Genomic DNA, 20,659 nt, shown 5'->3' with positions numbered 1-20,659 from the left:
TAGAATTACATATTACCTAGCTTCATCATCATTGCAGTGTACATTTTTAAGTTCAGCGCTAACTGCTCTTCAGTAATAAACTCATGTTCTGAGTGACCTGTGTACTTTTTACCTGGCATTGATGGACCAAATGAAACAGCATTATCAAATAGCTTCGCATTGGTGCCACCACCGATTGACACAAAGCCCGCGTCTTTATCGCCCGTAAAATGCTTAAAGATATCAAGTAAAGCTTGGGCGTGAGGTGCACCATCTAACAGCATTGGCGTACCAATTACCACTTTTGTGTCTTTTAACGTGACATTGTTAGAGGTTTGCCAAGCGCTAAGTGCTTCATTAATTTGCTGTTTGAGCACAGCTTTTTGTTTACCAACAGGACGGCGCATATTAACCGACAATTTAATATCGTTACCATCGCGGCTTAATAACGTTGGCGAAACAGTCATCGGCCCCATAAAATCATGCTTGTAAGCAATTTCACCGAATTGCGCGCCATATAAATCAAGGCCAATTAGCTGATTAATAAACTCAATTGCTTGACCATCGCTATTGTTCTCAAGGTCGATGCCTTTGAAAATTTCTGCAAGATACGCAATGGCATTTTCACCCGCTTCTGGCTCAGATGAATGCGCTGAAATCCCCTTCACTTGCACTAACAAGCCATTATCTTGCTCTGTCATCGCCACTTTTACGTTTTTAAGCTGAGCGACATTGTCGTGTAATTTAGCTACTGTCGCAGCATCGGCGTTATGCACAACCACACTGGCATCTTCAGGGATTTGGCTAACAAAGGCACCGCCTTTTAAGTTACTTACATATAAGCCTGTTTTTGCAGAGGTCGCTGAGAAAGTCGGCGCAATTAAGCTCCAGCCTTTTTCTGCAACAACCACAGGGTAAGAAGCATCAATAGTGACAGCATATTTTGGTTGCTGATAGGTTTTCATAAACTCTTCGAGTGGTGCCCAGTCAGACTCTTCTGCAAGGTAAACCATTAATTCAATACGGTTATTTAAAGTAATGCCGTTATCTTTAATCGCCTTCATTGCATGCAATGCTGTGGCAATAGCACCTTTATCGTCTTCTGTACCACGGGCAATTAGCTTTCCAGGTTCAGAGGTTTTATCCATTTTAAATGGGCTTTGCTGCCATTTACTAGCATCGGCTGGTTGCACATCACCATGGGTTACTATGGTTACTTTATCAGCTTGGTTACCCATGCCAATTAACACTGTGTAGCCTAAATCTTGATAATCAAAACCAAACTGCGCCGCTTTCATTTTTAAGAACGACTTAAAGCCAATGAAATCTGGATTATCTGGAGTCGCGAGACCTTCTTTATTTACCGTTGGGTACGAAACTAAATTCTCTAAGGTATGAATTTGCGCTTGTTGATATTGCTCTACCGCGTAGTTAGCCAGCTTTTCACTTTGCTCAGACACATCAGCCTGACTAGAGAAGGCAGTTAATAAGAATGCAGCAAGTAATGAATGTTTCAAGATAAGCTCCAGAGTTTAAAAAGATTTTTAAAGGTACTCGTTAATTGTAACGATTCTGACCAAGACATGATATCTCTAATTTAAGTAAAATGTATCGCTTAAAAATAACAACAAGGTACAATAGCCATTCACCCTATTAATTCGTTTGTTAGACTCATGAACCGCAGAAAAAAGATCTTCACTAAACTTAAGCAAAAAGATAAGCGTGCCAATGCCAAGTTGCATAAAAGCAATAAACCGGCCTACATCTCAAAGGCAGATCGCGAAAAATTAGCACAGCAAGAAGCTGAGCAGGAAAGTTAAAATACCTAGCGGTAAGATTGTAGGCGCGATTTTATATCGCGCAACACTTCTATGATTCACAAAGAGGATAAGAGACGCTTCGCTTTAGAGAAAAACAAAAAAGTTTTAATATTACTTCCTCATTTTCTTCTCATTCTTTCTCTTTGTACAATTTGCTTTGACGCGAAATAAATTTCACGCCTACGTCAAAGACATTTATTTTCACAAAGAGGATATAAGGCGCTGCGCTTTAGAGAATACAACAAGTAATCTATTGTTTTCCCTCATTGTCTTCTCATTATGTTCTCTTTGTGCAATTTGTTTTAACGCGTAATAAATTTCACGCAGTCATCAAAGACATGTATCTGCACAAAGAGGATAAGAGGCGCTGCGCTTTAGAGAACACAACAAGTAACCTATTGTTTTACCTCATTGTCTTCTCATTCTGTTCTCTTTGTGCAATTTGCTTTAACGCGAAATAAATTTCACGCCTACATCAAAAACATTTTTTGCACAATGAGGATAAGAGGCGCTGCGCTTAAGAGAATACAACAAGTAATTTATTGTTTTCCCTCATTGTCTTCTCATTCATTTCTCTTTGTGAAGATATTTCGGCACCAAAGTACCTTCTACGAGCTAGGCATTTGGTAAAGGCCTGTAAGCAGCACCATCTGATAGCAGATCGCTCTTAGTGCGTTGGGTTTCGCTCCGCTCTACCCAACCTACGAGCTGATAGCTTTCTCTAAAACCGATAACTTACACTGGCATTATACGAGCGGCCTTGTCCGGCAAGTTGCTCAAAACCATTACTCATATCTTGCTTGTAATTAGCAATACTTACACCGCCAAGTGGCTGTTGGTAGTATTCATCAAGTAAGTTAGTAATTGCCAACTTAAAGGTTAAATTTTGCCACGTTTTCTGACTTGAGATAGCCAATAGCTGATAACTGTCGGTTTGGTTTTCTAAACGGCGTTCATCAACATGGGTTTTACTATCAACCCATTGCCAGCTCAGTGCGTTTTGCCAGCCTTTGTATTCGTGCTCTAGGCTCAGCTCAGTGTGCAGTGGCATAATTTGATATAAGTCTTCATTGCTATTATCACGTTCGCCATGTGTACTGGTTAGTGAGCCTTTTAACTGCCACTTCCCTGCTTGCTTTGTGTTGTAAAGCTCTACCAAGCCCGCAAGTTTTGCACCGTAAAGAGTGGCATCTAAATTCGTAAAGGTAAGAATATTACGCTTGGTATGCGCCATGTCGGTGCGATTAAAGCTCTTAGTCACTTCAGCATCAATATAATCATTTACTTGCGTGTACCAAACATTTGCGGTTACTTGCCAGCTATCGTCTTTGGCAAGTTTGGTGTAGCTAGAGCTCAATGTGTGGGCTGTTTCGGCTTCTAAATCTGGGTTACCAATGTAACCATTACCATCGCCAAACCAACCAATCATAGTGGTTGCCATCGAACCTACACCCCAGCTGTAACGCTCATATAAATTAGGTGCGCGGTTCTTACGAGCTAAACCAAATTGCAGCTCATCGTTGTTCGATAATTGATAACGAGCAAGTAAACTAATATCAACTAAGGTGTCGTCACGTTTACGGTCTAATTGGTTAAATTCCATCGCAGCTTGGGCGTCGGTTTTTGACATACCCATCATTGAGCCCATATTAGCCATGCCGCTCATGCCACCTTCGTTATAAGCCTGCACTTCGCCAGTATCTATGGTGACTTGCTCAACTCGAACACCTGCCGACACCCACCATGCTTGGTTTACTTGGTTTTGGTACTCAGCAAATGCAGCAAGGCGGTCACGTTTGCCATCGTTAATGTTTACGTATTCATTTGGGCCCATCATCATTGACCCTGCAACTGCAGGCCACCAATCATCAATTCGATAACCGTAGTATTCTTGCCCTAGCATTAATGATGACTGTTTTGATAAATCAGTGCGCCAATGAACTTGATAACTGTAATCTTGTGCATCGGTATTCATTGGCATCATGCCGGTTTTCTCATTACTGAAAAAACCCATTTCGTGTTTTACATCATGCGCATTCACTTGCACCTGCAAATCACCATTTTCAAGCTCTCGTTGATACTGAGCAACGAAACCATAGCTGGTGTTATCGGTCATATCCATGTATTGATTTGGAAAGCCTTGGTAAGGAATTTTTTGATGCGTCAGTTTAACAACAAGCTGTTGTTTTTCATCACGAATAGCGCCTATTAACGCATGATTTTGCACTCGATATAAGGTATCAAGTACACGCTCACCATGCCCATCATCATAGCTGTTCGCATCTTCAAAGCTGCCTTGGTAAGACAAGCTAAACTGTTTGCTCGCAAGGCTGGCACCTAGCGCGTATGCTTGGCTATCGTTAACGCTCTTGTACTGGGCGGTAACATAGCCTGCGCGCCAGTTCACTGAGTCTGTATCACTAAATTCAGGGGCAATCGTATTTACCCTAATAACACCGGCAATATTATCCCCGCCACTGCTTACCGGTGATACACCAGCAACGACACTGTAAGAGGCAATTTGGTTTGCCGACACATAAGAGAGTGGCGGGTTCATTTGATTAGCACACGCTGCTGTGACATCAGCACCATCGACTAAAACTTTAACTCTATCGCCCATCATGCCGTTCATTACTGGCAAGTTAGACACCCCTCCGGCCGCTGAAAAATCAACACCTAAATCTTTCAGTAACGCGTCTGCTGAGCCAACTAACTGATGGTTATTTTGGGCATGACCTTGTACTTCTATCACTTCAATTGAATCATCAGCAAAGGCCGAAATACTTAAAACACAGCTAAGTGCTGCAGCAATTTTAGAAAATAAAAAACCAGGGCGAGAAGATAGCGTGTTCATAACTCTTTTAAAATCAAAGCAAATAATTAATGACGCCGATTATAAAACTCATTAATTAGTCTGAACACGTGACATATTGTCGCACCCTGTCACAGGTAAATAACTTAGCGCAGCACCACTAAAGGAATACGGCTATCTTCAAGCATTTTTAAGGTCGTGCTGCCTAAAAAGAACTGCCGCCATTTAGAGTGACCAAATGCGCCCATCACCATTAAATCAACGGCGTGGTCACTTTTATATCGCCACAGCGCTTGGTAAACATCGCCATCGAGCATGCGCGCTCTCACATTAAAGCCATTTTCTGCTAGCCTTGCTGAGGCAGTATCAAGTTTGTCTTGGCAGTGACCATCTTGTTTATCCACCATCACCAAGTGGCAATCTAAGCCAGATAAAATTCCGCCATTGATAATTTGTGTAATCGCTTTGTCGGTACTTTCGCTGCCATCATAAGCCAGCATAAAATTTGTAGGCTCATGAAATTGCGGCGGCACAATCGCAACCGGGGTATGCACCTGACGGATCAGCGTTTCAATATGCGAGCCCAGTACTTTAAAATCATCGTAATGGCCTTTACCAGAGCGGCCAATAATCATCACACGGGCATTGTCTTCATGTTCAAGTAAGGCATCAACAAGACTCATTGAAAGCTGCTGTTGCTCAATCTCGGTTAGGCCTGCATGCTCGGCTTTTTTCATTGCTTCATCTAGCAATAATTGACCATGCTGCGACGCCACTTTGTTGCGCTCTTGTTCAAGTTTTGCCAATTGCTCTAACAATGAGGTTTGCGAACCTAAACCAATAATTGCGGTTAAATCATCACTGCCCTGCGGCAAAGGTGGCTCTAATGCATGCAGAAAATTAATTGGATGGCTGGAGCGCTTAGAAATCCAAACCGCCGCTTCTGTCACCGCATCGGTCATGCATGAACCGTCGATACAAGCAAATATCTTTTTCATTACACTCTCCTTCAAACCAATTTAATTAACCAAGTATAGTTGGCTTTTTCTCTGTATTTATTTTGAACAGCAAAGACTTAAGAAGTTCAGGTTATTTTCTTATAGCAAACAAATATAGAACGTTCCAAAAAGTACTGTATCAACCCCGTTAATTTGTATTACAATAGCGCTGGGCACACATCTCTACTTCAGAACAAAGTATTTGTTACTGGCATTTTCAATTATCAAAAATCTATTTTGTTTTTAAATTTATTTTAAAGGAATTACATGACTAACGTAGCCAACTCCCAAGGCAACGCAACCACGTTTACCATTCTGATAGTTTTGGCTTTAGGCACATTTATTTTAGGCCTATCAGAATTTTCTATGATGCCAATGTTGCCCCTGATCAGCGAAACATTTTCGTCTACGCCAGCGCAAAGTGGTTATGCCATTAGTGCTTACGCGATAGGCGTAGTCGTCGGTGCACCACTATTTATGATCACAACCGCCAACATGCGTAAGCGCAATGCACTGTTGATGTTTGTCACTATGATGTTTTTATTCAATGGCTTAAGTGCTTTTGCAAACTCGCTTGAGCAACTTATTTTATTTCGATTTTTAAGTGGTTTACCACACGGTGCCTACTTTGCCGCTGCTATTTTATTGGCAGCCGACATTGCCCCTGCCGATAAACGCGCAAGCTTTATGTCAAAAGTATTTATGGGTTTAACCATTGCCACTATTGTTGGTGTGCCCATGGTCACCCTAGTGGGGCAAAACTTTAGCTGGCGTTATTGTTTAGCGGGTACCGCTGTACTTGCGTTAGTTGCCTTGGTATTGATTGTGAAATACGTACCTAACGTAAAAAATACCGCGCCAACATCGATTCTCGATGAGCTAAGTGTATTAAAGAACAAGCTCGTATGGACCATTCTGGGTATCATCATTATTGGTTTTGGTGGTGTATTTTGTGTTTACACTTACATTGCCGACACTATTTTAGAAGTCACCCATACCCCTGCTTACACTATCTCTATTGCTATGATCATGTTTGGTATTGGCTGTACTTTAGGTAACTACGTATTAGGTAAAGCAGCCGACCACTCACCGCTGAAAACCACAGGCGCTGCGCTAATTGGTGCTGTAGTATTTGCAGCCAGTTATGTAAGCGCAAGCCATAATATTTGGCTGTTATACGCGGTGATTTTCTTTATTGGTTTTAGTGTTGGTTTAGGTACCGTGATCCAATCGCTATTAATGGATGTATCACCACAAGGGCATGCCATGATTGGTGCGCTAGTACAGTGTGCGTTTAATACAGCCAATGCGATTGGCCCTTGGCTTGGCGGCATGGCTATTGCCGAAGGTGCACTCCCTAGTCAAACAGGCTATGTTTCTGCGGCACTATTCTTAGGTGGTTTTTTAATGTGGTCGTTAAGTGCGATGCAGATGAAAAAACAAAGCTGTAAGCCTTAAGCTGTCAGCTGTAAGTCTGATCGCTGAAGGCTGAAGGCTATCAGACTTACTCATCCTGAAATATCTCTTCGATACTCAGGTTAAATAAACGCGCGGCTTTAAATGCTAATGGCAAACTTGGGTCAAATTTACCTTTTTCTATCGCATTAATAGTTTGCCTAGACACATCCAAAAGCTCTGCGAGTTTCGCTTGGGTGTAGTTGTGCTCTGCACGAAGCACTTTCAAGCGGTTTTTCATTCTTCGCCCTCGTCGTTTAACTGCTTATTCATCATTAAAAGACTCACTAAATAGGTTAAGCCCATAAAGAGCACGAGGTGTGAAATATCTTCTTTAAAACTAATTAAACCGCTTGATTGCACCACCGAATAAGCCAAACCAAATACCAAGCTTGCACCCAAGGTGATGGCCATTGCATTAAGGTGCATACGCTGCTGCAGCTCATCCATTCCTTGTATTTGTCGTTTGTTAGATAAAATCATCATGATGCCAACTACTACATTAATTAAGATTGCCACAACACTAAAAACAGCCTGCTCTTGCCATAAAAAATGCGGCCCAAATGAGGCAATCGCTAAAGTAATAACCCATGCAGATGTCCATTTCGCGAGGTTTAGCGTGTTCTGCTTATTACGTTGTTTAAAGGTTAATCCTGTTTGATTCATTATTCTCACCTTAAAAGTAAAGCAAACTTGACTAAAGATTAACCTAGCAACACAAAAAGTCAAACAAACTTTACAAAAAGTTTTGTATACACGACATTAATATGATTTTTTAATGTCAGAAAAGGCAAGGCGCTTGCTGTTAATCTCATAATATTGTATTAATCAAAGTATCCCGTAGTCTTATAAAAAATCGGTCCACTCGGACTGCGTTTCTAACAATAACAATGAAGATAACACTATGAATACGGCACTGTTTTTCGTTGGCGAATGGCAAGTTACCCCGGCCACCAACTCAATCCGACGCGGTGAACAAACAAAGCATCTTGAACCAAAGGCGATGGATGTATTACTGCTGCTATGCGAAAAACAAGGTGAGCTACTAACGAGCGAAGAAATTATCAGCCATTGCTGGCCAAATGTAGCGCTGGGTGACAACCCCCTACATAAAGTGATCACCCAATTACGTAAAGCCTTTGACGATAAAGCAAGCGATCCGCATTACATAGAAACCATTCGTAAACGTGGTTATCGGGTTATTGCCGAAATCAACTTTCCACTCAACGAAGAACAAAAAGCCAGCCAAACCAGTTGGCAAGGTGATTCGCCCTTTGTTGGCTTAAGTGCGTTTGCACCAGAGCAAGCCGATGTATTTTTTGGTCGTAACAAACAAATTGCCACTTTGCTACAGCGAGTGTCGGCTCAAATAGAATTTGGTCGCGCATTTTGCTTAATTTTGGGAGCCAGTGGTTCAGGTAAATCGTCGTTAGTTAACGCAGGTGTATTGCCCGCTTTAATGTCGAGTAATGGCTACGATGGCATTAGAGTACACAGTTACTGCCAACTCGACTTTGCCGATGTCAGCAAAGAGCGCTTACTGCTTGATTTAGCCTCAACCTTGCTCGATTTAGAAATAAACGACGCACCTGTACTTAGCGATATAAGCGCCGATGCGTTGGCTGAATTGTTATTAAAAGACCCAGAACAGGTTATTTCCCGCTGTAAAGCAGCACTTGCAGCGCTAAATGCAGAGCGCAATACGCCCTATTTATTTTTATTTATCGACAGGCTCGAAGTGCTATTGTCATCGCCGCTATTTAGCGATGACGAGCGCAACCAGCTTTTAGCACTTATTGAGCGCTTAGCAACAAGTGGCTGCATGATCATTTTTAGTGCCTGTCGTAATGACTTTTACCCGCAAGTAGTGAGTCAACCAAGTTTAATGTCGGGCAAAGCCAATGGCGCACATTTTGACTTATTAGCGCCAACTCGCTCTGAGCTTAAGCAAATGATCCGTTTGCCAGCACTTGCAGCAGGCTTAAGTTGGCAACATCACCCAGAGCACCACACACCGCTTGATGAACAACTTTGTAACGATACTGCCAATAACCCAGATGCATTGCCAATGCTGCAATACACCTTGCAGCAGCTTTACTTGCAGCGCAGCCCTGACAACGAATTATTGTTTTCTGAATACCAAGCCCTAGGCACCATCGAAGGAGCCATCGGCCAAAAAGCCGAACAGGTATTTTGCCAATTACCCAAAGACCAACAAACTGAACTTGCCGTAGTTCTTTCTAAGCTGATCACTTTAAATCCAGATGGCGAAACGCTCACCAGCCGCGCTGCACGTTGGAGCGAATTAACCAGCCCTGCTGCGACCAAGCTTGTTCAGGCTATGGTCGACAGCCGTTTGTTTGTGTCGCACCTTAAAAATGAGCAAGCCTGCTTTAGCCTTGCCCACGAAGCGCTGCTGCGCCATTGGCAACGCGCCATAGATTGGGTGCAAGAGCACCAACAAAGCTTAGCAATTCAAAGCCGCGTGCAACTTGCCACCGAGCGATGGCTGCTTGAACAAAAACACAGCGACTTTTTATTAGCCCAAGGCAAACCGCTGCAAGAAGCACAAAGCCTAGTTAAAAACCCTATGTTTAGCTTATCGAGTGACGAACAAGCGTTAATTAAGGCTTCTAACAATAAAGCCAAACGTAAAAAACGCGTGTTACAAATAACAGCAGCTGCACTTGTGTGCTTAACCTTTATTGCTACATTTATGAGCGTGCGCAGCTATCACGCCGAACAAATAGCAAAACAAAAACGCCAAGAAGCTGAGAGTTTATTGGGTTTTATGGTCGGTGAATTTGCCGACAAACTTAGAAGCGTTGAACGTATGGATTTACTTGATGGTATTAGCAACAAAGCCCTTGAGTATTTTACTAATCAAGACGAAGAAGCGCCTTCGTTGTTTGACTTTAGCGATACACAAGCCGAGTTTAATAACCGTTTTCAATACGCTCAAACCTTAGAGGCTATGGGCGAAGTGGCCTACTCGCGCGGCAAAACCGACGAAGCCTTCACTGCCTTTGAAAATGCGCGAACGCGCCTAGAATCTTTACTAAAAGTTCAACCCAATAACCTAGATGTTTTAATGCTCGCAGGGGCCAATGCGTTCTGGCTTGGTAATTTAACATATGAGCAAAGTAATTACTTAGCTACTGAGCCAATGTTTAAACGTTACTTGGCTTATAGTGAAAAAATGTATCAGCTTGCCCCTAATGACTTTAACTCTATTATGGAGCTATCTTACTCGCACAATTCTCTTGGTTCGTTGTATTTAAAGCAGTTTAATTATGCACTTGCAAAACAGAGCTTTACTGAATCTTTAAAACTGAAAAACCAAGCCCTTGAGCTTAAACCGAATAACAAAAACTTATTACGCGATAAAACAGACACCATTAGTTGGATTGCAACCACAGAAGATAGGCTCGGTAATTTAAACGCTGCACTCGAACTACTTGAACAAGCCTCTCAAGAGCTAATCAACATGCTTGAAACATCACCGAATGACGCAAGCTTACATAATTATTTAGCAAACACTTTTATGCAACAAAGCTTTTTATTGAGCTATTTTCCAAATAAGAGAGCAGCATTTTTAAAAGCTGAAAAAGCAACTGATGCAATTAATAGAGCAAGAATCCAAGATCCAAAAAATCAAAAGTTTCAACGCACCTTTTATAGAACACTTGCATACCAATTAATGCTGTTAGATAAAAGTAAAACAAGTGAAAGAGTAAAAGATGTTTTGAGTTACATTGATAACCAAGGGTTTTCAGATACAACTTTAATAAATATTCAAATAGGAGTGATTCATTATTTAATCAATCGAGACCTTTTAAGCGAAGCCAAAGACCTCTTGTTAAAATTAGAGAACAACTCAGACTTTATCGAGAGAATATCTGATACTAGCAAAATAGAAAACCTCGCTGCTCTAATAAAGGTTAATTTAATTAAAGCAAAGCTTTCTGAAGACAAAATAGCAAGACAAAAAGCATGCCAAGAAGCTATTAATGCAATAGAAGAAAATAAAAACGGCGATAAAAGTATAAAAAGAACTTACCCACTTATTCAAGCCTACACCTGTTTAAATAGGGTAAGTGAGGTAAACACAGTTAAAAGTAAACTAATAGAGTTAGGCATTACTAACTTTGAACTATAAAAAACAACTAGAAGGTAATAATAATGAGCGAAAGTCAAACTTTCAACTTTACAGTGAATATTAAACTTAACACTGAAAATGAAGCTTTATTTACATACTTCCAAGACGGTCAGCAAGTTTCTGGAGGCGGTACTGTCAATGAAAGAAACAGCCTAGGCATTTATACACTTGATGACGCAACTGTTGATGCTGGCTTTCAATTTACAGGCGCGAAATTTGCAAACCTTGAAGGTGATTGCGAGCAAGACTTTAGCTTTAAAGTCACTAACAATGGTCAAACAATTGAGATTGCAGATTCAGATGAAAATAGCGGTACTGCGTGTATGATTTTCATTGTAGAGTGCAATGGCACAAGCTATGAAAGTGCCGATCCACAAGTGAAAAATGATAAAGAAGACTAAAAAACACTCACTTAAAGCTCCTTTTATGGAGCTTTTTTACATTTAAAAACAAACAATTAAAACCAGAAGATTACCAGAAGGTTAATTTGCACTTTTTTAAGTAACTTTATAGACACCAAAATCGTTTGCATCGGCAAAAAGGAAACGAACGTGTCTACTAACAACAAAAATGAACAACCAAGCACTGCTAAATCAGAAGCTAAAAACGCACTTGCGCAGTCTATCAATTCAGAGCAACTTGCACTAATTGCCCAAATGTTTCAGAACATTCCTGAAGGGGTGTTTATCATTAATGGTCAAGGCACGTTTGAATTTGCAAACCCGATGGCGGCACAACTTTTAGGTGACAACCAAGAAGCGTTAATCGGTCAAAACCTGTTACATTACCTACACGACACCGACCGTGATAAATACATGTATACCCTACTCAGTTGGTTAGATCATAAAGACTCGCCGATAAGCCTTGGTCCAAACGAAGTTAAAATAAACCGCGCCGATAGTAAAACCCTTGAAGCGGATTTATGTATTTCAAGCTTGCCAAAAAACATTGCCGTTGCAGATAATTTATTTATTTGTGTATTACATGATTTATCATCGCACAAAGAGCAATATAATCGCTTAGTTAAACAGGCCACCACTGACCATTTAACCGGCCTTGCAAATAGATTAACCCTTGAGGAATCATTAAAAGAGCACTGGCAAGAAAGCGTGCAAACCAACCAAGCTATTAGCACTATATTAATCGACATTGATTATTTTAAATTATTTAATGACCGATTTGGTCATGTTAAAGGCGATAAGTGCTTACAAAAAGTAGCGAGTATAATTGCAGAATCACTCCCCTCTCATGACTGTTTGGCAGCCCGTTATGGTGGTGAAGAATTTGCGGTTATATTACCAAGGTGTCAAAAAGATACGGCAGCAGTTATTGCAAAACATATTCAAATAAAAATAAACAATATGTCATTTACTGAAATTGGCCTACCGAGTGATTTTAGAATAAGTGTAAGCCAAGGAATTGCTTGCGAGTTTAATAATCAATACCGTACTTCTGAGGCACTAATTTGTGCTGCAGATACTGCTTTATACCGAGCAAAAACAGAGGGCAGAAATAAAATAAGCATAAGCGCATAAAAGGTTATTTTAGTGTAGAACTATGAGCTAAATAGCTTGTTTAGATAATCATATAGTATACTTTTATGTTATTTGTTTGTTCCTTTTTTATTGATAAACTGCAACGTGAAATCAACGTCACAAGGGATCCAACAATGACACTTTTTAAAAAAGTACCTTTGCAACTCGCTATTGCAAGTACGCTAGCTACATCAGTGACTGCAATCGCTGCTGAGCAAACAACAGAAAACACTGCTCAAGATGTTGAAGTTATTTCTGTAACAGGTACTCGCCGAAGCCTTCGTAGTATTTCTGAAAGTACTGTACCTGTCGATTTATTAACAAGTCGCGATCTAACAAGCACTGGTCAACTTGATATGAGCCAAGTACTTGCCTCTCAGTTACCTAGCTTTAACTACCCTAGTGCCACCATTGCTGATGGAACTGACCATGCAAAACCGGCTGTTTTACGTGGCCTTGCTCCTGACCACACATTAGTACTTATCAATGGTAAACGCCGCCATGCGGGTGCACTATTAAATTTAAACGGTACAGTAGGCCGTGGTTCAACAGCTGTTGATTTAAATAATATTCCTACTTCAGCAATTAAACGCGTAGAAGTACTTCGTGATGGTGCTGCTGCTCAATACGGCTCTGACGCGATTGCTGGTGTGATCAATATTGTATTAAAAGACGCCGATGAAGGCGGCAGCGTGAGCTTCACATATGGTGAATACGATACACAAATGGCAGGGTCTCCTCAGCTACTAAACACCACAACTGATAGCGAAGGCAACCTTAGCTTTGAGACTGGCGGCGACCGTGAAGTAAATGATGGTATTTCACGCACAGCAAGCGCTAACGCGGGTTTTGCGCTGGGTGATAATGGCTTTATTAACCTGTCTATTGAGTCACGAAATAACGAGCCAACGAATCGCTCTGGTTTTGACCAACGCGAACAGTACAGCCGTGATGCAAATGGCAATTTAGACCCTCGTGAATTCGACTTTGACCGCTATAACCACCGTTTTGGTAAAGCAAGCATTGAAGATTTCGCGCTTTTTTATAACCTAGGTTATGAGTTTGATAACTCGTTATCACTTTACTCTTTTGCAAGTTACTCAAACCGTGAAGGTAACTCAGGTGGTTTTTATCGTCGTGCCAAAGACTCTCGTAACTTAACTGAAGTGTATCCTGACGGCTTCTTACCGCAAATAGATACTGATGTAGATGACTACTCATTTGCAATTGGCCTTAATGGCGAAACCAATGACTGGGCGTGGGATGTAAGCAGCAATTATGGTCGCAATGACTTTGGTATTGGCGTAAGCAACAGTTTAAATACCTCTATGGGTGTTAGCAGCCCAACAGAATTTGATGATGGCTCGCTCGTATATGAGCAATACCTAGTCAATATGGATGCCAGCAGCACGCTAGATTTAGGTTTACCTGATGATGTGTTTGTGACGATTGGTGCTGAATACCGCCACGAAAACTATCAAATCAAAGCGGGTGAAACGGCCTCTTACCTAACCGTATTAGATGACGAAGGTAACCCTGTTGCTGCCGGTGGCGCACAAGTATTACCGGGTTTCTCACCTGAAAGTGCAACTGATAAAAGCCGCCATAACATTGCAATATTTGCTGAGTTTGATACTTATCTAACAACAGATTGGAACCTTGTTTTAGCAGGTCGTTTTGAAGATTACAGCGATTTTGGTAGCACCTTTACCTCTAAACTAGCTTCGCGTTACAGCATTAATGAGTCACTGTCGTTACGTGGTGCAATTAGCACAGGTTTTAGAGCGCCATCACTTGCCCAAACTTCATATAAGTCGGTAAGTACTTTATTTGAGAATGGTGTGCCAAGTGAAGTAGGTTTATTCCCTGTAGATGAACCTGCAGCGCAAGCACTAGGGGCTCGTGATTTAGATGCTGAAGAGTCAGTTAATATGACGGCAGGTTTCATCTTTACTCAAGGCGGTTTTAGCTTAACTCTTGATGCGTATCGCATTGAAATTGATGACCGTATCGTATTATCTGAAAACTTAAGTGGCCCAGAAGTTGAAGCGATTTTAGCCGAAGCTGGCGAAGTTAATACACAACGCGTTCGCTACTTCACCAATGCCATTGATTCACGTACACAAGGTGTTGATATTGTTGCTACTTACTCATTAGGCTTAGAAAGCTATGGTGATTTACGCTTAAGTGCTGCGGTTAACTTTAACGACACTGAAGTAACACACGTTAAAGAAAATCCACCGGAATTAGAGGCGTTAGGTGACAGCTACGAGTATTTTTCTCGTCGAGAAGTAACTCGTTTTGAAAAAGGTACACCAGCGGATAAATGGAACCTGTCTGCAACGTGGGATTATGAAAACTTCCAAACCACATTACGAGCAACTCGTTATGGTGAAGTTATTGATACCTCAAATAGTGCTGAAAACGATGAAGTACTTGATGCAAAATGGATTGCTGACTTAGAAGTGGCTTATCGCCCTGATGAGCAGTGGAAGTTTGCATTAGGTGCCAATAACCTATTCGATCAGTACCCTCAAGATACTGTAAGCAATATTGGTTATAGCGATTTTAACCACATATTCCCTTATAGTGGCTTTGCGCCATACAGCTTAGATGGCCGTTTTATTTACGGTAACATCACTTATAGCTTCTAAATTAATGTGTGCTGGTTTAGGCTAGCACACAGCTAACTTTTTAAAATTAGGCGCTTTTTTAAATAATTTTTAAAAAAGCGCCTATGCCATAAACTTTATTCCCACTTGCTGCGACTAACTAATTAACATTACCTATTAGGAAGGACAGCATCATGAATTTACGAAATTTTACCACAAGAGCACTCCTCATCACTGCAAGTGCTGCATGCATCAGTTTAGCAAACGCAGATAATGCAGTTTCTCAGGGCGATTATCGCGTTATTACTTTTAAAGACTGTAAAAAGGTAAGCGAAAGTACCCTCAATAACGAACAGATTGCTGCATACCTAGAGCTTGAACGTGAACAAGTAAAACTAGAAGCGCTAGAACAACCAATTAGTACCATAGAACAACAAGTTACTGACTATTCTGAGCAAATAGAAGCGATCACCGAAGAAGCAGTTATTGAAGACGAGAACCACCTACGAATTAATAAAAGCTTATTAAAAGAGCAAGATAAACTGGCTAAAGAACTCAATAAACTTATGGCTGCTCATGATGCCGATTTTAAAGCGTTAGAACAGCAAGCAAAATTAATTGAACATGCCGCTAAACAATTTGATAAAACTATGAAACCGTTGATGGAACAAGGTGAGTCAACTCACCTACAAATTTTAGCGCCGGGTGAAGACGAAAAACCGGGCTGTTTTTACAATATTTAAAGTACGTTTTCTAGCTGTGCATAAAGCTTCGCGTGTGTTTTACGAATGTCACCTTTATGCACTTGCTTAAACCACTTTAAAGCTTGTTCTGGCTTGCCTGCCTGCCAATTGATTTCAGCCAAGCGTAGCTTATAAATAGCAAGAACAAAACGATCAGACTCTACATCAATATACTTAAGTGATTGAACATACAATTTATCTGCTTCGTCGTACTGAGCAAGTATTTGATACGTTCTCGCTAAATTGCCTAATGCTACAGAGATTTTACGTTTATGGTTTGTTTTTAAAATCCAATCTACAGCAACCCGACGACTTGCGAGTGCTCCATCTACATCACCCAGTGAATGGAAAACATTGGCTTTATTTGAAGCAAGTTCAAAATGAAAAATAGGATCTTTGCTCTTTCCAAAGCGACGTTCAGCCCTATCTAATATGTGCAATGCTGTTTCTTTGTTGCCAAACACGTATTGCAAATTGGCCAATTCAACCATGCGCATTGGGTTACCGAATGAATCGAAAATAGCCTGTAGGTTTTCAAATGCCAAAGTCGCGAATTTGCGGCCTTGTTCATGATTGCCGAAATATTGCATCGACTTTGCGTAATAAAAATAAACTTGAACTTGAAAAACAACAGGAAGGTCTTTGCCATTTATAAATGGCTCGGTGCTATCTTTAAGGGCGAGATATTCCATTTTGTCGTAAAAGTAATCAAACTGATACGACTTAATTTCATACCAGCGTGCCGAACCAGGCTCTGCTACCGCTAGCTGTTGATTAATATAATCTAAGCATAGAGCCTGAGGTTGTTGGCTACAGAATATCTCATGGTCACTAAAGTTCTCTGATGCTAAAGCATTAAAGCTGCAGAAACTAAATAACAAAAAGGTTAAACTTTTCTTCATCTACTAACTTCTAAGTGACAATACACACAGAAAAATAACAAAATATCCTGCTATATTACAGCACTTTTTAGTTAAATTTATAGTTAATATTAATAATTTAGATTCTTCACACAGTGAATTTAAGCATTTTTATACATTTAATAAGTTTGAAATTGCATGACTAACAAATAAGCAGGCTAAGCACCGAGTTAACCTGCTTTAAAATTATTTAGAGTAGCAACAAACTACCTAAGCCAAGAAAGGTGACAAAACCCACAATGTCGGTGACTGTGGTAAGAATCACAGAGCCTGAAAGAGCAGGATCGATTTTGAGCTTATCCAAAATAGATGGGATCACGACTCCCGATAACGAGGCAGCCACTAAATTAAGTAAGATAGCGATAGTAATGGTTAAACTTAACATGCCATCGTTGAACCAGAAATAAGTAAGCACGCCAATCACAAAGGCCCAAACACAGCCATTTAATGCCCCTACTCTTAGCTCTTTTTTCAACAGCGCTCTGCGGTTAGAGTCGGTCACCTGACCGAGTGCTAAACCGCGCACAATAACCGTTAACGTTTGACTACCTGCAATACCGCCCATAGAAGCGACAACCGGCATAAGTACCGCTAGTGCAACCACTTGCTCGATAGTTGCACCAAACAAACCGATAAACCAAGAAGCTAAAAATGCCGTTGCTAGGTTAATACCAAGCCATATACCGCGGTTTTTTGCCGATTTGGTCACGCTCGAGAACAGATCCTCGTCTTCACGTAGACCACCCGCTTTTGCAGCGGCTTCGTCTGTTACTTCTTGACGCAATTCATAGGCTGATGACACCGACAAACGGCCTAATAGTTTGTTGTCGGCGTTAACCACTGGCATCGCCATTTTTTCGCTATGAATAACCACTTCGGCCGCTTCGTATAAGTCGTCATCAGCGTGTAAAGCCGACACATCAAGGTTCGCGTAATCCAGCAGGCTGTCGTTATCATTGGCTTTAAATAACGAATTAATTGCAACTTCACCAATGAGTGTGCCTTTACGACTCACCAAATAAATCACTTCGGTGTACTGTGGTAAACCTTTTTGAAAAATTTTACGCGCGCCAGGTACGGTGAGTTTTTCTGACACTTTAAGCGCATCAAAATCGAGCCAGTGACCTAGCTGCTCAGGATTATATTGCTGTGCAAGGTCGTATTGCTTCGTTTGAACTTCATCAAGTTGTCTGCGTGCATAATCAACAAAGCGTTCGGGAATAATTTCTTCAAGTTCAAGTAGCTCTTCAACGCTAACTTCGTCAAGTAACTTAAAGCCCTCAGCTTCATCTAAACTCTGTAACAACCAGCGACAACTATCACCACCTAAGTTAATGAAAATTTCATGCTGGGTATCTTCATCAAGTAATTGCCAAATTTCTAAACGTTGTTCTTTAGGTAATGCTTCAAACAATAACGATAAATGCTCAGTAGAAAGCTTTTCTTTAGCATCAGCAAGTAACTTATTTTTACGTGTTGTAGTGTCACACTGAAGCAAGTCATCAATTAACTGGGGAAGTTGGTCAACAGGATACTCAATCATTTGAGACCTCGGTTAATTACATCAATAACAGTAGTCTAACGCAGCTTAATTAAAATAACTGCCCGTAATTGATATATTTTTATCTTCATCCAATCAGTCATATAGATGAGCTTAAGGGCTTTTTTCAATTATCACTCAGTAAAACTAAGTGAGTATTACCCCTTCAATTGACTTGGCGTAAGCCCGGTCCAGCGTTTAAATGCTCGTCTGAAATTAGCAATATCATAAAATGATAAGCGCATGGCGACTTGCTCATTGCATTGCTCGCGCATGGCAAGCAGGTAAATAGCTTTGCGCTTACTTTGCTCATCGTACAAGCTAGAAAAACGCACGCTATGAGCTTTTAGTTTGCGCTTGAAGGTTGCAGGGCTCATAGCAAATTGACTGGCTACCTGCTCTAAATTTAACGCTGGATTTTGATAAATTAATCGGCTTACGGCTTCCACAAAAGTGCTGTTTGCAGTATTTAATGCCGCTAGTTGCGAGTTAATTTGTGAAAACCTAAAACTACTAAACGCGGGGTTAGTGAGCCTAAGCGCGTGTTTATTCAATACCCAACGAGTTATAGGCTTTTCAAAAGCGACTTTGAGGCCTAAGTGTTGCTCGTATTCTTGGCTATGTCTGGCGCGCTTATAGGCAAACTCAAACTGACAAGGGACTCGCTCACCCGCCACTTTTTTAAGAACTTGGTAAAACGCGGCGCTGTAAATTTCCATAACGTACTGGCTTATTTCATCATCCAAGCCTACTGCGTTTTGCAGCACAATGTAATACTGCTCGTTATGCACATAACTATAACTAAATAACAAAGGTGCCAGTTGCATGCGCAAATTGTGTAACTGCTTTAAAGCTTGGCCGATATGTGCTGCATGTAACACGCCTTGGGCGGCAACAGAGGTATCGTTTGCCAGTTGACTGCCTAATAAAAAGCCACTGTCGGCGGATTTCATCAACTGCTTAAACTGCGTCAATAAGCGCACTTGCTGCGAAATACTAAACTGATGCTGCACACTCATTAAGTCTTGCTCAAACACCCCTGTGCCTCTGAGTAACTTATGCAGTGCAATGCCGCGACTTAAGGCCAGCTCCACCAGCGTGGTGATCAGGCCCTGTGCGGTAAGGTATTTGTCATCTTGGTTAAGATACGGCTTCACAATGGCTGACTCTTTGTTGTTTTTGTTGTTGTAACTTAGCGTGTAAACGCGAGCTTAAACTTTGTGGTGTATCGCCTTGCATACTGCCCACTAAGGCCGCTGTTACATCTTGAAACTTAGCATGTTTTTCGCCTTCAACCTTAAAAGCACAATGGCTCAGCGCCGAGGTAATTTGCGCCACCAGCTCTTTTGCTTGTACTGCGCTGGTATTTGGCATCAGCACCATAAAGCAGTCTCCTGCATAGCGGCACACTACATCGGTAAGGCGGCAATTCATCAATAAAAGCTCGCTTACTTCACGTAGTAAGCGGTCTCCTTCGATAAAACCAAATTCAGCGTTAAAATCAGCAAAACCACGAATATCAATGGCGGCCAGTTGCAGTGACTGTGGCTCACTTAATTGTTCTTTTAACACTGCTTGTAAGTAATCAGCCTTATACAGCCCTGTTATTGAGCACACTAACTCATGCTCACGATGCTGTGCTTCACGGCGCTTTAATTGCCTGTTAAGTACGTATTGCTCTTGATGCCATTGATACAGCCCAAGGCTTGTAAAAATCATACCTATCGGCGCAGGTAACGATTCAATCCAAGTAAGCCAAGTATTGGTTGGTTGATGTAACCACTCATCAAATAAATCGAGGGAAGCTGAAAACATAAAAAGCCCAAGCCCTAGCACTAAAAAACTGGTGACTTTGCCGGGCGGCCTCGAAATAAGCAGCGCAGCTATCCAAGTAAGGGTCATTAGCACAATGCCACCCTCGCCTAAAATATCTAACCATGCGATATCAGCAAGAGGCTTTAATTCTCCTGCTTGTGCGCTTAGCAAAAACGCAATTACAAATAGAGCAATAACTGCATTGGTTAAAAGTCGATGATGAGTAAAAGGGTTATATCGCATTCTCAGTACCTAACAATAATTCACGCTG

At 41.2% G+C, this 20,659-nt stretch carries 16 protein-coding genes; 7 read left to right on the top strand and 9 right to left on the bottom strand.

The window, feature by feature from the left end:
• Positions 1-5: 5 nt before the first annotated feature.
• Positions 6-1,496 carry a dipeptidase gene (locus ACSFVZ_RS09975; protein WP_435558751.1) on the bottom strand — a complete coding sequence of 497 codons (1,491 nt, stop codon included), beginning with the start codon at positions 1,494-1,496 and terminating at the stop codon, positions 6-8.
• A gap of 156 nt (positions 1,497-1,652) precedes the next feature.
• Here ACSFVZ_RS09975 and ACSFVZ_RS09970 point away from each other — a divergent pair, with 156 nt between their 5' ends.
• On the top strand, positions 1,653-1,799 hold the full coding sequence (locus ACSFVZ_RS09970) for a DUF2986 domain-containing protein (RefSeq protein ID WP_105174679.1): 147 nt from the start codon (positions 1,653-1,655) through the stop codon (positions 1,797-1,799).
• 721 nt (positions 1,800-2,520) lie between these two features.
• On the opposite strand, the gene ACSFVZ_RS09965 is transcribed toward ACSFVZ_RS09970, so the two are convergent.
• A complete protein-coding gene (locus tag ACSFVZ_RS09965; RefSeq protein WP_435558750.1) occupies positions 2,521-4,653 on the bottom strand; it encodes a TonB-dependent receptor in 2,133 nt (710 codons plus the stop codon).
• 104 nt (positions 4,654-4,757) lie between these two features.
• On the bottom strand, positions 4,758-5,609 hold the full coding sequence (locus ACSFVZ_RS09960; protein ID WP_435558749.1) for a universal stress protein: 852 nt from the start codon (positions 5,607-5,609) through the stop codon (positions 4,758-4,760).
• A gap of 267 nt (positions 5,610-5,876) precedes the next feature.
• Here ACSFVZ_RS09960 and ACSFVZ_RS09955 point away from each other — a divergent pair, with 267 nt between their 5' ends.
• Positions 5,877-7,067 carry an MFS transporter gene (locus ACSFVZ_RS09955; RefSeq protein ID WP_435558748.1) on the top strand — a complete coding sequence of 397 codons (1,191 nt, stop codon included), beginning with the start codon at positions 5,877-5,879 and terminating at the stop codon, positions 7,065-7,067.
• 46 nt (positions 7,068-7,113) lie between these two features.
• Here the strand turns inward: ACSFVZ_RS09955 and ACSFVZ_RS09950 are convergent, their stop codons facing one another.
• On the bottom strand, positions 7,114-7,305 hold the full coding sequence (locus tag ACSFVZ_RS09950; RefSeq protein ID WP_054551820.1) for a helix-turn-helix transcriptional regulator: 192 nt from the start codon (positions 7,303-7,305) through the stop codon (positions 7,114-7,116).
• Positions 7,302-7,730 carry a hypothetical protein gene (locus tag ACSFVZ_RS09945; RefSeq protein WP_435558747.1) on the bottom strand — a complete coding sequence of 143 codons (429 nt, stop codon included), beginning with the start codon at positions 7,728-7,730 and terminating at the stop codon, positions 7,302-7,304. The genes ACSFVZ_RS09950 and ACSFVZ_RS09945 overlap by 4 nt, the downstream gene beginning before the upstream one ends.
• A 238-nt stretch (positions 7,731-7,968) precedes the next feature.
• Between ACSFVZ_RS09945 and ACSFVZ_RS09940 the strand changes: the two genes are divergently transcribed.
• The 5 genes from ACSFVZ_RS09940 to ACSFVZ_RS09920 all read left to right on the top strand — a co-directional run bounded on the left by ACSFVZ_RS09940 (position 7,969) and on the right by ACSFVZ_RS09920 (position 16,113).
• On the top strand, positions 7,969-11,223 hold the full coding sequence (locus ACSFVZ_RS09940) for an nSTAND1 domain-containing NTPase (RefSeq protein ID WP_435558745.1): 3,255 nt from the start codon (positions 7,969-7,971) through the stop codon (positions 11,221-11,223).
• A 23-nt stretch (positions 11,224-11,246) separates the two neighbouring features.
• The gene (locus tag ACSFVZ_RS09935; protein ID WP_435558744.1) at positions 11,247-11,624 is read left to right on the top strand and encodes a DP-EP family protein; all 378 of its coding nucleotides are present in this window, start codon (positions 11,247-11,249) and stop codon (positions 11,622-11,624) included.
• 150 nt (positions 11,625-11,774) lie between these two features.
• A complete protein-coding gene (locus ACSFVZ_RS09930; RefSeq protein WP_138556587.1) occupies positions 11,775-12,758 on the top strand; it encodes a GGDEF domain-containing protein in 984 nt (327 codons plus the stop codon).
• A gap of 134 nt (positions 12,759-12,892) precedes the next feature.
• A complete protein-coding gene (locus tag ACSFVZ_RS09925; RefSeq protein WP_135925721.1) occupies positions 12,893-15,412 on the top strand; it encodes a TonB-dependent receptor plug domain-containing protein in 2,520 nt (839 codons plus the stop codon).
• 152 nt (positions 15,413-15,564) lie between these two features.
• Positions 15,565-16,113 (top strand): hypothetical protein, encoded by a 549-nt coding sequence (locus ACSFVZ_RS09920; RefSeq protein WP_435558743.1) that lies wholly within the window; start codon positions 15,565-15,567, stop codon positions 16,111-16,113.
• Here ACSFVZ_RS09920 and ACSFVZ_RS09915 read toward each other — a convergent pair.
• The 4 genes from ACSFVZ_RS09915 to ACSFVZ_RS09900 form a co-directional block, all read right to left on the bottom strand.
• The gene (locus ACSFVZ_RS09915; RefSeq protein WP_135925723.1) at positions 16,110-17,015 is read right to left on the bottom strand and encodes a tetratricopeptide repeat protein; all 906 of its coding nucleotides are present in this window, start codon (positions 17,013-17,015) and stop codon (positions 16,110-16,112) included. The genes ACSFVZ_RS09920 and ACSFVZ_RS09915 overlap by 4 nt on opposite strands.
• A gap of 208 nt (positions 17,016-17,223) precedes the next feature.
• Positions 17,224-18,576: a magnesium transporter gene (locus ACSFVZ_RS09910; RefSeq protein ID WP_435558741.1), complete on the bottom strand. Its 1,353-nt coding sequence runs from the start codon at positions 18,574-18,576 to the stop codon at positions 17,224-17,226.
• A 155-nt stretch (positions 18,577-18,731) separates the two neighbouring features.
• A complete protein-coding gene (locus tag ACSFVZ_RS09905; protein ID WP_435558740.1) occupies positions 18,732-19,730 on the bottom strand; it encodes a helix-turn-helix transcriptional regulator in 999 nt (332 codons plus the stop codon).
• Positions 19,714-20,631, bottom strand: a complete 918-nt coding sequence (locus tag ACSFVZ_RS09900) for a GGDEF domain-containing protein (RefSeq protein ID WP_435558739.1) — start codon at positions 20,629-20,631, stop codon at positions 19,714-19,716. The genes ACSFVZ_RS09905 and ACSFVZ_RS09900 overlap by 17 nt, the downstream gene beginning before the upstream one ends.
• Positions 20,632-20,659: the final 28 nt, after the last annotated feature.

Origin of the sequence: Pseudoalteromonas nanhaiensis (assembly GCF_051235485.1) — a bacterium.
GTDB classification, from domain to species: domain Bacteria; phylum Pseudomonadota; class Gammaproteobacteria; order Enterobacterales; family Alteromonadaceae; genus Pseudoalteromonas; species Pseudoalteromonas lipolytica_C.
Note: the sequence above shows the minus strand (reverse complement) of the source record. Positions and strands in the feature narration are given on the sequence as shown.

What these genes read in the sequence shown, in the direction of transcription:
- ACSFVZ_RS09915 (WP_135925723.1), bottom strand. Translation starts at nt 17,015, where the DNA reads ATGAAGAAAAGTTTAACCTTTTTGTTATTTAGTTTCTGCAGCTTTAAT.
- ACSFVZ_RS09945 (WP_435558747.1), bottom strand. Translation starts at nt 7,730, where the DNA reads ATGAATCAAACAGGATTAACCTTTAAACAACGTAATAAGCAGAACACG.
- ACSFVZ_RS09940 (WP_435558745.1), top strand. Translation starts at nt 7,969, where the DNA reads ATGAATACGGCACTGTTTTTCGTTGGCGAATGGCAAGTTACCCCGGCC.
- ACSFVZ_RS09965 (WP_435558750.1), bottom strand. Translation starts at nt 4,653, where the DNA reads ATGAACACGCTATCTTCTCGCCCTGGTTTTTTATTTTCTAAAATTGCT.
- ACSFVZ_RS09910 (WP_435558741.1), bottom strand. Translation starts at nt 18,576, where the DNA reads ATGATTGAGTATCCTGTTGACCAACTTCCCCAGTTAATTGATGACTTG.
- ACSFVZ_RS09955 (WP_435558748.1), top strand. Translation starts at nt 5,877, where the DNA reads ATGACTAACGTAGCCAACTCCCAAGGCAACGCAACCACGTTTACCATT.
- ACSFVZ_RS09900 (WP_435558739.1), bottom strand. Translation starts at nt 20,631, where the DNA reads ATGCGATATAACCCTTTTACTCATCATCGACTTTTAACCAATGCAGTT.
- ACSFVZ_RS09925 (WP_135925721.1), top strand. Translation starts at nt 12,893, where the DNA reads ATGACACTTTTTAAAAAAGTACCTTTGCAACTCGCTATTGCAAGTACG.
- ACSFVZ_RS09935 (WP_435558744.1), top strand. Translation starts at nt 11,247, where the DNA reads ATGAGCGAAAGTCAAACTTTCAACTTTACAGTGAATATTAAACTTAAC.
- ACSFVZ_RS09920 (WP_435558743.1), top strand. Translation starts at nt 15,565, where the DNA reads ATGAATTTACGAAATTTTACCACAAGAGCACTCCTCATCACTGCAAGT.
- ACSFVZ_RS09960 (WP_435558749.1), bottom strand. Translation starts at nt 5,609, where the DNA reads ATGAAAAAGATATTTGCTTGTATCGACGGTTCATGCATGACCGATGCG.
- ACSFVZ_RS09970 (WP_105174679.1), top strand. Translation starts at nt 1,653, where the DNA reads ATGAACCGCAGAAAAAAGATCTTCACTAAACTTAAGCAAAAAGATAAG.
- ACSFVZ_RS09950 (WP_054551820.1), bottom strand. Translation starts at nt 7,305, where the DNA reads ATGAAAAACCGCTTGAAAGTGCTTCGTGCAGAGCACAACTACACCCAA.